This window comes from Alistipes sp. D31t1_170403_E11 (assembly GCF_015553985.1).
In the GTDB taxonomy this organism is placed as follows: domain Bacteria; phylum Bacteroidota; class Bacteroidia; order Bacteroidales; family Rikenellaceae; genus Alistipes; species Alistipes montrealensis.
The window spans coordinates 28,892-41,320 of the sequence record NZ_JADNHQ010000002.1 but is presented as its reverse complement, the minus strand read 5'-3'; the positions used below and the strand labels follow the sequence as shown (position 1 = coordinate 41,320).

Annotated in this window: 6 protein-coding genes; 1 reads left to right on the top strand and 5 read right to left on the bottom strand. The window is 58.7% G+C overall.

The window, feature by feature from the left end:
• Positions 1-39: 39 nt before the first annotated feature.
• The 3 genes from glgP to I2E69_RS03640 all read right to left on the bottom strand — a co-directional run bounded on the left by glgP (position 40) and on the right by I2E69_RS03640 (position 7,283).
• Complete coding sequence (gene glgP, locus I2E69_RS03650) at positions 40-4,287, bottom strand: alpha-glucan family phosphorylase (RefSeq protein ID WP_195458810.1); 4,248 nt, start codon at positions 4,285-4,287, stop codon at positions 40-42.
• Between the two features lie 151 nt (positions 4,288-4,438).
• Entirely contained in the window at positions 4,439-5,554 is a 1,116-nt protein-coding gene (gene hemW, locus I2E69_RS03645; RefSeq protein ID WP_195458808.1) for a radical SAM family heme chaperone HemW, read from the bottom strand.
• Positions 5,555-5,651: 97 nt separating this feature from the next.
• Positions 5,652-7,283: a glycoside hydrolase family 32 protein gene (locus tag I2E69_RS03640; protein WP_229095373.1), complete on the bottom strand. Its 1,632-nt coding sequence runs from the start codon at positions 7,281-7,283 to the stop codon at positions 5,652-5,654.
• Between the two features lie 416 nt (positions 7,284-7,699).
• On the opposite strand from I2E69_RS03640, the gene pckA reads away from it, so the two are divergent.
• Positions 7,700-9,307, top strand: a complete 1,608-nt coding sequence (gene pckA / locus I2E69_RS03635; protein WP_195458805.1) for a phosphoenolpyruvate carboxykinase (ATP) — start codon at positions 7,700-7,702, stop codon at positions 9,305-9,307.
• Between the two features lie 182 nt (positions 9,308-9,489).
• Here the strand turns inward: pckA and I2E69_RS03630 are convergent, their stop codons facing one another.
• Both I2E69_RS03630 and I2E69_RS03625 read right to left on the bottom strand, forming a co-directional pair.
• Positions 9,490-10,113 (bottom strand): DUF3575 domain-containing protein, encoded by a 624-nt coding sequence (locus tag I2E69_RS03630; RefSeq protein ID WP_195458804.1) that lies wholly within the window; start codon positions 10,111-10,113, stop codon positions 9,490-9,492.
• Positions 10,114-10,216: 103 nt separating this feature from the next.
• Positions 10,217-12,130, bottom strand: a complete 1,914-nt coding sequence (locus tag I2E69_RS03625; protein WP_195458803.1) for a SusE domain-containing protein — start codon at positions 12,128-12,130, stop codon at positions 10,217-10,219.
• Positions 12,131-12,429 lie beyond the last annotated feature (299 nt).

The window sequence follows — 12,429 nt, the reverse complement described above, 5'->3', positions numbered from 1 at the left end:
TTGATAACCCGAAATTAATACCTTTTTAACCTTTTTTTATTAGGCCCACTTCACCAGCGCGAAATCCATGCGGTGGGGCAGGAGCGGGTTCGAGGGGTAGATACGCAGTGCCACGTCGAACATACCGGCCTCGTCGGGCATGTAGTTGAGCGTGTAGGTCACCTGGCTGCCGTCGACCTGCGTGCGCTCCAACTGGATCGTGCGGGTGACGTTGACCGACTCCCCGCCGACGATCTGGCGGGCGACGACCATCTCCACGCCGATGTCCTCGGGCCGGAGGTTGGCGATGTCGAGCGTCACGGCGAAGTGGTACGTTTCACCGACGCAAACGGCCTCCTTGTCGATTTTCACACGCTGCACGTCGACGATGCGCACCTGGTCCCAGGCGGCCGAAACCTTCCGTTTCCAGGCTGCGATCCCGCGCGCCGTACGGTAGGCGTCGGCGCACAATTCGCGTTTGCGAGCCGCGAGTTTGTCGTAGAAGCGTTCTTCGTAGTCGATCAGCATGCGGTTGGTCGTGAAGTTTGAGGCGATGTCCGCCACGCATTTCTTGACCGAAGACACCCATTCGTGGGGGATGTTGTCCGCATTGCGGGCATAATATTTCGGGGCGATCTGCTCCTCGATGGTGTTGTAGATCATCTCGGCGTCGAGTTCGTCCTGGTAATGCTGGTCGGAGAAGGTGCGTTCCAGCGGAAGCATCCAGCCGGCGCCTTCCTTGTAGCCTTCGACCCACCAGCCGTCGAGTACCGAGAACTGCAATACGCCGTTCATCACGCACTTTTCGCCCGAGGTTCCCGAAGCTTCGAGGGGGCGTGTGGGCGTGTTCAGCCAAACGTCGACGCCCTGCACCATGCGGCGGGCGAGCTCCATGTCGTAGTTTTGCAGGAAGAGGATTTTACCCACGAACTGCGGCATGGCGGCCACTTCGACGATGCGCTTGATCAGGTCCTGTCCCGGCTTGTCGTTGGGGTGTGCCTTGCCGGCGAAAATGAACTGCACGGGGCGCTCCTTGTTGTTGACGATCGACGCCAGGCGGTCGAGGTTCGTGAAGAGCAGGTAGGCGCGCTTGTAGGTGGCGAAGCGGCGCGCGAAGCCGATGGTCAGCACGTCGGGCTTGAGGCCTTCGATGACCTGCAGCATCTGGCGCGGCGAGTCGAGGCGTACCTGTTTGGGGTCGCTGTAACGCCGGCGTATGTGCTTGATGAGTTTGTTTTTGAGCTTCATGCGCTCTTCCCACAGTTCCACGTCGGGAATGTTGTGCACCTTCTGCCAGGCGGGAATGTCGTAGACGTGGCCTTCGAATCCGTCGGCGAAATAGCGGGCGTAGAGGTGGCGCAGCGACGAGGCGATCCAGGTCGGGAAGTGCACGCCGTTGGTAACGTAGCCGATGTGCAGTTCGTTCTTGAAGTACCCCGGCCACATGTTGCCCAGGATCTCCTTCGAAACCTCGCCGTGGAGCCACGATACGCCGTTGACCTCCTGCGAGAGGTTGCAGGCCAGCACCGACATCGAGAATTTCTCGTTGGGGTCGTTGGGGTTGGTCTTGCCGAGGTTGATATACTGCTCCCAGGTGATGCCCAGCACGTCGGGATAGTGCGACATGTACTGGCGGATCATCGACTCGGGGAATGCGTCGTGGCCTGCGGGCACGGGAGTGTGCGTTGTAAAGAGCGACGAACTGCGTACCACCTCCAGCGCTTCGGAGAACGAGAGCTTGCGGTGGTTCACCAGGTCGCGGATGCGCTCGACGCCGATGAATGCGGCGTGGCCCTCGTTGCAGTGGAACACGTCGTGTTTGATGCCCAGTTTGCGCAGTGCGCGGATGCCGCCGATGCCCAGCAGGATCTCCTGCTTGAGGCGGTTTTCCCAGTCGCCGCCGTAGAGGTAGTGGGTGATTTGGCGGTCCTCCTCGAGGTTGTCCTCGATGTCGGCGTCGAGCAGGTAGAGGTCCGTGCGGCCTACCTGGCATTTCCAGACGTGCGCCGAGAGCGTACGGCCCGGGTAGGCGATGGTGATGGTCACCCAGTTGCCGGCTTCGTCGCGTACGGGCGAGATCGGCAGCTTATAGAAGTTCTGCGCTTCGTAGGTGGCCTCCTGCGCTCCCTGCGCCGAGAGCCGCTGGGTGAAATAGCCGTAGCGGTACAGAAGGCCCACGGCGGCCATCGGGACGTTCTTGTCCGAAGCCTCCTTCAGGTAGTCGCCGGCCAGGATGCCCAGGCCTCCCGAGTAGATTTTCAGCGATGAGTGCAGGCCGTACTCCATCGAGAAATACGAAATAGTCGTCGCCTTCGGGTCGGGCTTCTCGTTCATGTAGTCGCGGAACTGCGTGTGTACGGCGTCGAGCTGTGCGAGGAAATTCGTGTCCTTTTCGAGTTCTTTCATCCGCTCGACGCTCATGTTGTCGAGGAAGGCGATCGGGTTGCGCCCCGATTCGGCCCACAGCACGGGATCGATCCCTTCGAACAGGTCGCGGGCGCCGGGATTCCAGCACCACCAGAGGTTGCGCGACAGCTCTTCGAGGGCATGCAGCCGCTTGGGCAGCGTCTTGTCCACCATCATGCGGCTCCAGTTGGGTTTCTCGACGAAAAGCTGCTGGCGCACGAAGTTGATCTGCTCGGTTTTGGCGCCGCCGTCGAGCACGGCGCGGTTGGTGCGGACGACCGAACTCTCGACCGCCTCGGAATAGGCTTGTTCGTAAGCGGCGAAAAGGTGCTCCCAGAGCGCCGTCAGCGAGATTTCATACGCCGAGGTGCACTGTTCGTTGACGTGCTTTTCGTCCAGCAGGCTGAAGCGCAGCAGCGCTTCGGCGATCTTCTCCTCGACCTCCTTGTCGTTGTAGTCGTCGCGGCGGATGACCTCCACGCCTGCATGTTCGCGCTGCTTGTCGACCCAGATGCCGAACCCGGCCAGCGTCGTGGTAACGGTCGGGATCGAGAACGCCACCGATTCCAGCGGGGTATACCCCCACGGTTCGTAATACGAAGGGAAAACCGTAATGTCCATGCCCACGAGCAGTTCGTAGTAATCCTTGTCGAAGATGCCGTCGGCCCGGTTGAGGTACGTGGGGACGAAGATCACCTTTACTTTCGATCCGGGGGCGGTGAGGTTGCTGTTCTTCAGCGCATTCACGATCGGGTCCCAGACCGGGTTTTCGAGGTAGTGGGTCGAATATTTGTACTGGTTTGCGTCGATGGGGTTCGAGGGGTCCGAAAGGTGCGCCTGCAGGTCGACGCGCGGGCCGCGGTTGCCTGCCGGTACGGTGATGTAGGCCAGCACCTCGCGGCGGAGTTTGTCCGAGGCGGCGAGTTTTTTCAGCGATTCGATGAAAACGTCGATGCCCTTGTTGCGGAACTCGTAGCGGCCGCTGGTCCCGACGATCAGCGGGTCGCCCGCGAATTTCTCGCCCAGGCAGGCTTCGGCCACCGTGATCATCGCTTTGCGGGCTTCGTCACGCTTGGCGTAGTATTCGTCGCCGGTCCAGACGAAGTCGTTTTCGAATCCGTTGGGCGTCACGCCGTCCGGCTCGCGGCCCAGCAGGTATTTGCATTCGTTGGCCGTGATGTCGCTCACCGTCAGGAAGGCGTCGTGATACGTGGCGGCCATCTTCTCGATCGAGTGCTTGGCCGTGACGTTGAACTGGCGGGCCAGTTCGTCGGCGTTGAATTTCGTGAGGTCGTTATAGAGCGGCAGGCGGTTGCCGGCGATGCAGCGGCCTATGACCGTGGCGTGGGTGGTGAACACCGTGGCGATGTAGGGGGCGCGGTTGCGCAGGTAGAGTCCGCCGGCAGCAGTCATCCACTCGTGGAAATGCGCGGCGGCCTTCTCTGCCGGCGACCCGAAAGTCTCGACATAGGAGGCGATCACGACGCCTGCGGCCCAGCCGAAGAGCACCGGCTCGACGTAGTCCCACTGGCCCGAGATCGAGTCTACGTGGTACGATTCCCAGAGGTTTTTGAGTATTTCGTCCTTGCGGGGGATCAGCGACGAGAAGTCGACCAGCACCACCGTCGGCTCGCCCTTGATCTTCCAGTGGCCTACGCGCACGCGGATGCCTTCGTTGTAAAGGCTTTGGCGCCACGCCTTGAGCAGATTGGGGTCCTCTTCGAACTCCGGGTTGACGCCCTCGTGCGAGAGGTCGGGGCCCAGCAGTACATAGCGGTCTGCGAATTTGCGGGTTACGGTTTGTGCTTTGGTCGAGATGACAGTGTGTATGCCGCCGACCTTGTTACATACTTCCCAACTTACCTCGAACAGCAGGTCAGGGGAGTGTTTGGCGTTGCTCATATACTTTTGCTAATTTATAATTTTCGTGACGAACAGAAACGGTTTTCGGCCACAAAGGTAACACTTATATTTATATTAACCAATCGGGTTTTAGTATTTATAAAAAAATTTAAGAATAACTTAACATTTCAGTTTCACTTGGTTGCGGGCTTTATTGCGTTTCGAAAAACGCTTCGATCACCGCATCGGAGACCAGCATCCGCTCCGGAGGAACGGCTATCCGTCCGTTGGCGGCGACAAGTGTGCCGGCTTCCAGCCACGGTTTCGCATCGCGCATCATTCGTGCCGCACGTTCCGCCCCGAACAGTTTTTCCGCCTCTCCGGGGTCGATGCCTTCCGCCGTGCGCAGCCGTGTCATCACATACTCGTTGAAACGGTCGCTGTCGGTGAGTATTTCCGCTTCGGCGGGGGCTCCGGCGATATATTCCGCCACCGATTCGGTGTTCCAGTGGCGTTCGCGGCCGTCGAACGAGTGGGCTGCCGGCCCGATGCCGAGGTACTTTAGGCCGTGCCAGTAGGCGGCGTTATGGCGGGCACGGAAGCCCGGGAGGGCGTAATTCGAAACCTCGTAGTGTTCGAATCCCGCCCCGGTCAGCGTTTCGTGCACGAAGGCGTATTCCGCTTCGCTGACTGTCTCGTCCACCGGGGCGAACTCTCCGCGGGCGGCCCGCCGTCCGAAAGCCGTACCGGGTTCGATGGTCAAATGGTATGCCGAAATATGCTGTACGCCCAGCCCGAGCGTCCGGTCGAGCGAGCGGCGCAGCGCGTCGCCTCCGAAACCCGGGACGCCGAAAATCAGGTCGACGGTGATATTTTCGAAACCTTCCTGCTGTGCATTGCGCACGGCCTCGACGGCCTGCGCTGCGGTGTGGCGGCGGTTCATCAGTTTCAGGCAGGCGTCGTCGAACGACTGGACGCCGATCGACAGGCGGTCGATGCCCGCCCGGCGCAGCGCCGCGAGGTAGGCGGGCGTAAGGTCGTCGGGGTTGGCTTCGAGCGTGGTCTCCTCCGCCGCGGAGCAATCGAACAGCATTGCCGCATGATCGAGCAGTCCCGCAATGGTTTCCGCCCGGCACAGCGAGGGCGTGCCGCCGCCGAAGTAGCGGGTGCGGACCGCCTCTCCGCCCGTGTATTCGCGCCGTGCATCCAGTTCGCGGTGCATGGCCTCCACGAGTTCGTCCATGCGGCGCAGGTCGACGCTCTTGTAGAAGTCGCAGTAGGCGCATACGCGCTTGCAGAAGGGTATGTGGAAATAAAGTCCGGCCATTTCTATCAAAGATATGAAAAAAAACGGAGAAGCCGGCACGCTTGCGGCCCGGATTTTTCGAAATTTGTGTCCGTAATGTCGGCTCGGTTCCCTTCGGTCACCAGATCGACCCGACGGCGAACACCTCCAGGCTGCAAACCTTGATCCGGTTGCCCCGGAAGCGGAATCCTCCGTTGTTACCGGTTTGGGGCCGCCGCTCCATCGAATAGGAGTACAGCCCGCCGTCGATAAAGACCTCGGCCGAGGTGCGGTCGAGGTAAATATCGGCCGTCAGGCGCATGCTGGTCGGGTCCTGCGGGGAGTAGAAACGGCCGTTGAGGGTGTTGTGGTTCAGGTCGTAGGCGACGATGGGCTGGCCGTCGAGGCTGAGCCCGGCGTCCGTTGCATGAGATAATTCGATCGTCGTGCGAATCCGGAGCCGGTCGGCCTTTCCGAACTCCTCCAGCTTCCGGTTGGCTTCGTCCGGGGTCAGGCCGCGCCATTCGGCGAGCGGACGGAACAGCCGGTCGAGTTCGGCGATCGGGGTGCTCGCCAGGCGGACCCCGTCTTTGGTCGTGCGCAGCGTCAGCTCCGTCGGCAGCGTCATCATTCCGTTGAAGGGCATGCCCGGGTGTGAAATGCGGCCCCAGCCGATCTGGATGCGCCGTCCGTCCGCTGCCGGGATGTTGGTATAGGTCTGGGCTGCGTAGATGCTGCCCGTCGTGTAGCAGTATTTGCCGGATTCGGGCCGGAATACCCGGCCGTCGAACGAGCCGAGCATGTAGGTTCCCGAAGCGCCGTACATCACCCATTTCTTATTTTCCGGATTGCCGTCGACCGGAAGTTCGAACAGCTCGGGGCACTCCCAGAATCCGGTGACATGGCTTTCGTACGTCCACTTTTTCAGGTCGGCCGAGGTGTAGATCGAGTGCCCGTCGCGTTCGTTGAGCACCAGCACCCAATGTCCGGCCGGGGCGTACCAGAACACTTTGGGATCGCGCGTGTCCTTGCTGTTCCATTTGTCCCGGGAGTCGATCACCGGATTGCCGGCGTATTTGGTGAACGTGCGTCCGTCGTCGAGGCTGTAAGCGAGGCACTGCACCTGCCGCTCGGGGCCTGCCGCCGTGTAGATCGCGACCAGGGCGGGCTTGCCGTCCCGGTTGAATCCGGCGGTGTTGGCGTAGTCGATGACCGCCGACCCCGAATACATCGTTCCCAGGCTGTCGGGACAGAGCGCGTCGGGCAGTTCTTTCCAATGTACGAGGTCTTCGCTGACAGCGTGTCCCCAGTGCATGTTCTGCCAATCGCGCTCGTAGGGGTTGTGCTGGTAGAACAGGTGATATTCGCCGTTGTGGAAGACCAGCCCGTTCGGGTCGTTGATCCAGCCCCGGCGGGGCGTAAAGTGGAACTGCGGGCGGTTCTTTTCGTGGTAGAGGCTGTCCTGGCCGGCGATCCGGTCCGACTGGTAGATTTTCGCAAGTCCCCGCGGGTCGCCCTCGTAAGCGATCCGCACGGTCTTCCCTTCGAAGGCCGACATGTCCCTGAATACCCAGTAGTCCGCCTCTTCCGGGGCCAGCCGGATCACGACCGAAAGGTCGGGCGCGCCTTCCGTTTCGAAGGTCATCCTGCTGCGCTCCTGCTGGTGCGAAACCGGGAAGTTCAGGTATTGTTTCGTGATCTTCAGCGAGATGTTCCCGCCTTGTGCGCCCGAAGCGCACAGGGGCAGCAGCGAGCAGAGCAGTAATGTCATTTTCGTTCGTGTTTTCATGGCGGGCCGGTAGTTTGTGGGGATTCGGGTTTTCGGTCGGGGGCTCTTTTCCGGGTGGCGCGGTTGCGTCTCCCGGGGCGGAAAACCCGCTTCTTCCAAAGATAATAAAAAATCGCCGGAAGAAAAACCGGACGCCCCGGAAGGCGTCGGAAAATTCCGGCAAAATCTTTGCCGTATGATCCTCGTTCCGGGTTGCGGACGGCTTTCGGGCGGCGTGGTACGAGGGTATAAATGAAGCGTATAGCCCCATCAGGAAAAATAATAAATTTTTTTTGTAATTTACGCTGTTAATTTTTTCACAATTCTGAAAGTTTTTCTACCTTTGTGCCGTTGAGGTCCGGACTTGCGGTCCGAAACATTCGATTGAAAAGAGGAGTTTTAACAAATAAATTACAATTATGGACAAAATGGATTTGAAAAAGTACGGGATCACGGGCGTTACCGAGATCGTGTACAATCCGTCGTACGACGAACTGTTCCGTGAGGAGACGAAGAAGGGCCTGCGCGGTTTTGAGAAGGGTCAGCTGACCGAGACCGGCGCCGTGAACGTGATGACCGGCGTTTACACCGGCCGTTCGCCCAAGGACAAATTCTTCGTAATGGACGAGACTACCAAGGATACGATCTGGTGGACTTCCGACGAGTATAAGAACGACAACAAGCCCGTTACGAAGAAGGCTTGGAAAGAGCTGAAGAAGATCGCTGTCGAGGAGTTGTCGGGTAAGCGCCTGTTCGTTGTCGACACCTTCTGCGGTGCCAACGAGAACTCGCGCCTGAAGATCCGCTTCATCATGGAGGTTGCCTGGCAGGCTCACTTCGTGAAGAACATGTTCATCCGTCCGACCGACGCTGAACTGGAGACCTACGGCGAGCCCGATTTCGTGGTGCTCAACGCTTCGAAGGCCAAGGTGAAGAACTACAAGGAGCTGGGCCTGAACTCGGAGACGGCCGTTGTCTTCAACCTTACCGAGAAGATGCAGGTGATCATCAACACCTGGTACGGCGGCGAGATGAAGAAGGGTATGTTCTCCTACATGAACTACCTGCTTCCGCTGAAGGGCATGGCTTCGATGCACTGCTCGGCCAACACCAACGCCAAGGGCGAAACCGCTATCTTCTTCGGTCTGTCGGGAACCGGCAAGACCACGCTTTCGACCGACCCCAAGCGCGAGCTGATCGGCGACGACGAGCACGGCTGGGACGACGACGGCGTATTCAACTTCGAGGGCGGCTGCTACGCCAAGGTGATCAACCTCTCGAAGGAGAACGAGCCCGACATCTGGAACGCTATCCGCCGCAACGCGTTGCTGGAGAACGTAACGGTGGACAAGAAGGGCAAGATCGACTACGCCGACAAGTCGGTAACGGAGAACACCCGCGTATCGTACCCGATCTACCACATCGACAACATCGTGAAGCCCGTATCGAAGGCTCCGGCTGCCAAGAAGGTTATCTTCCTTTCGGCCGACGCATTCGGCGTGCTGCCCCCGGTTTCGATCCTGACCCCCGAGCAGACGAAGTACTACTTCCTCTCCGGCTTCACCGCCAAGCTCGCAGGTACGGAGCGCGGTATCACCGAGCCTACGCCGACCTTCTCGGCTTGCTTCGGCGCTGCCTTCCTGTCGCTGCACCCCACCAAGTACGGCGAGGAGCTCGTTAAGAAGATGAAGAAATCGAACGCTACGGCATACCTCGTGAACACGGGTTGGAACGGAACCGGCAAGCGTATCTCCATCAAGGACACGCGCGGCATCATCGACGCGATCCTCGACGGCTCGATCGACAAGGCTCCGACCAAGACCATGCCTATCTTCGATTTCAAGGTTCCGACCGCTCTGCCGGGCGTAGACCCCAAAATCCTCGATCCGCGCGACACCTACAAGAACGCCAAGGATTGGGAAGTCAAGGCTGAGGATCTGGCCAACCGCTTCGTGAAGAACTTCGTGAAGTTCACGGGCAACGAGGAAGGCAAGAAGCTCGTAGCTGCCGGCCCGAAGGTAAAGTAATTCCGAGCGGCGCAGGCCGCTGCAAATAGAAGAATCCCGGTTTCCGTATGGAGACCGGGATTTTTTGCGAATATGGAGGCGGGTTGTGCGACTGTTCCGGTTGTATGGCTGTCCCGGTTGCGGGAATATGGGGGCGTTGCCGAAGTCGGTTCCCGGCCGGGAATGATCGCCGTCGCGGGGGATTATTTGCGGGGCTGGAAAATCCGGTAGCCGATCGAGATGCCTATTTTATTGGGATACCATTCCGACGAGCCGTTGAACGGATCGGGAAACTCCGGCTGCTCGGGCCGGTGGGGATACATGTCGGTCTCACCCTCGAAACTGTACCCGTTGTAATGGCTGTCCATCCAGGCCCAGCCGAAATAGGCGTCGACGAGCCACCGCTCCCGGAAGCGGTATTCGTAGCCCACGCACAGGCCGAGCATCATGCCGTAACCCTTGCAGTAGCGGTCTTCGAACTGAAGCTTCCAGTCCTTGATAAAGGGTTTGGTCATGTCGAAAGCCATCATGCCGATATTGGCGCCCAGATACCACCCGTCGTTGTGCGCCTTGAAATAGCGGCGGTATTCGCCCATGAAGATGGCGAAGTTCATGTGTTTCCCGTTGATCGATTTCCAGGGCGAGATGACGATGTCGGTCTGCAGGGCGGATTTGGGGGTGATAGCGAATTCCACGGCGGGGTTTATCACCCCGAGCGCCGCATAAAGCGCGTTGAGTTTGACATATCCCTGCGGGAGGGCGTGCTGTGTGCCTAACAGCGTGAACAAGAGTGCGCAGGCCCCGAATCTGCAGAGTTTGTTTTTCATCATTCGTGAAATTCAGCCAGGAACAAAGATATGAAAAATCCGGCCAATTCTGTACATTGGCCGGATTTTCACCTCAGACTCGGACTTTGGCGCCGAGCCCTCCTTACATTGCTTCGAATCGGACCGTCATGGTTTTGAAGTCCGCCGTGATCCGGTAGTTCCCGTCTCCGAATCCCATCATCAGGGGATAAAACTGGTTGCTTCCCTGGACAAGCTCCCATCCTGTATATCCGTCGTCGAACGATCCTTTGGCGCCGTATTCCGTGAGCCACTCGGTGTTCGAGATGATGAATTTGAATCCGTTGCCTTTCGGATTTCCCTCCTGTGCCGTGCCGACCTTCACCGGGACATTCTCTGCGGTGAAGACTCCCGGGGTGGTTTGGGTCATCGCTACGGCCTGGCCCAAATCCCAGCCGTGGGGCATAGCGTCTCCCAGGATGTAGAGCGCTGCCGGGTAATCCGGTCCCTGCTCCGGTTCGAAGCGTACTGTCATCGTCGTGAAATCGACTGTGATGTCGTATGCCCCGGAGGCGTGCCCCATCAGCAGGGGATAGAACTGGTTGCTGTTCTGTGCGAGTTCCCAGCCGCGGTATCCCTGTTGCCCGTCGTGGTCGTCGAAAGCCTCCTTGGCGCCGTATTCGGTGCTCCATTCGCTGTTCGAAATGCCGAATTTAAATCCGTTGCCCTTGTTGTCGTCCGGATTGGCCGTGCCGACATCGATGTTCACGCCCTTGGCCTGGAATACGCCGTTGCTTACTTTGGTCAGCGGAATGAAGCTGCCGAGGTTCCAGCCTGCCTCCGTGGCCGGACCGAAGAGGAACAGCGTCCCGGGATAAGAGGGCGCACCGCCGCCCGTAAGGGTGACTTTCAGGGTGTTGAGGTCGACGCGCACGGTGTAGTAGCCTTCGCCGAGTCCCTGGTCGCCCGGAATGAAACGGATGTCACCGTCGCCCTCGCCCTTTTTCCGCAGGGTCCAGTAGTCGCCGGCCGCATCGTCGCGGATATACTCCGTCCAGTCGTAGAAGTCGAATTTGAAACTGCTCTCCGGTTTGAGATAAATACGGGTGTTTTCATAAATATTTTCCCCGACAGGCAGCAGGGCGTTCGCCTCGACCATGTTCCAGCCGTTCTCCATGTTGTCGCCCAGGATGTAGAGGGCTGTTTCGGGGTCGAATTCCGTAACGTCGCCCGTCCGGGTCAGCGTGAGCATCATCGTATTCAGGTCGATATGCACGGTGTAAATGCCGCTTGTGTAGTCGTACTGCAGGGGATAGAATTGCGAATCCCCGTCGTTGGCGATGGCGAAGGTCTGGACCTGGCCGAATTCGCCGCCGATCTTCTGTCCGTAGAACGGATAGCTGCCGTTCTCTTCGACGTAGAATTTGAACCCTTTGTTGTCCGCGGGTTTGCCGAACTTCAGCACGACGTTCTCTGCCGTGTAGATGCCTTCTTCGCCCTGCGGCAGTTCGATCGCTTTGTCCCAGCCGTATTCGCAGGCGCCTCCCTTCATCCAGAGCGATGCGGGTTTGACCACCTCGGCGGCATAGGCCGTGGCGGCAAACGATACCTCTTCCGACGTTTTATCCTCGATGAGGTAGTTCCCGGTGTGCGCATAAACGCAGGCCCGGAAAGCGAAGCGTTCGCCGCTTTTGCCGCCGAATGTGGATATGATGAGATCGTTGAGCTCCTTGTGCGTGAAAGATATCGCCAGGTCGGGCCCTTCCCATTCGCGTTTTATGCCTTTGAAAAGGTCTTCGCCCTCTATGTTCAGGTACAGGTCGTACATGACCGACGAACTGCGGGTCACGACCGAGGCGGCTGTCCACGAAAATTTCAGGGCCTCCTGGTCGGCTTTGTCGGCGTCGAGCGTTACATCCTCGTCCGAGACCGTGAGCACGGGGGCCGTCAGTTCGCTCCACTCCTTATCGGGGAAATCCGATGTGTTGTCGTCGCTGCACGAGGCAATGGGAAGTGCAAAAGCCAACGCGCCCGCGATGTATTTCCAAAGATGTTTCATACTGGTTGGTTTAGGTTCGTTAACAAATTTATTTTCGAACGTAAAAATAGAGGACAAAAACCGGATAACCATGGAAAGCGCAGCATGGTACAAGCATTTGATAAAAAAGTATCATTTGTGCGATTCGCTGTTCCGAAGGTCAGGGGGCGGTAGTAGGGGGCTTTCGTCGATTTGCGGCTGTAATGCCGTTTGAAGGGGTGTTTCGGCGAGGATGGAAATACTTTTGTCGTGCTGCGCATGTCAAAATGGTATTATCCCATCCAATTATGATACTTTTCAATCCTTCTGCTGTATATCCG

Bases quoted from the DNA above. Each gene is read 5' to 3' on its own strand.
- glgP (WP_195458810.1), bottom strand. From the start codon at position 4,287: ATGAGCAACGCCAAACACTCCCCTGACCTGCTGTTCGAGGTAAGTTGG.
- hemW (WP_195458808.1), bottom strand. From the start codon at position 5,554: ATGGCCGGACTTTATTTCCACATACCCTTCTGCAAGCGCGTATGCGCC.
- I2E69_RS03640 (WP_229095373.1), bottom strand. From the start codon at position 7,283: ATGACATTACTGCTCTGCTCGCTGCTGCCCCTGTGCGCTTCGGGCGCA.
- pckA (WP_195458805.1), top strand. From the start codon at position 7,700: ATGGACAAAATGGATTTGAAAAAGTACGGGATCACGGGCGTTACCGAG.
- I2E69_RS03630 (WP_195458804.1), bottom strand. From the start codon at position 10,113: ATGAAAAACAAACTCTGCAGATTCGGGGCCTGCGCACTCTTGTTCACG.
- I2E69_RS03625 (WP_195458803.1), bottom strand. From the start codon at position 12,130: ATGAAACATCTTTGGAAATACATCGCGGGCGCGTTGGCTTTTGCACTT.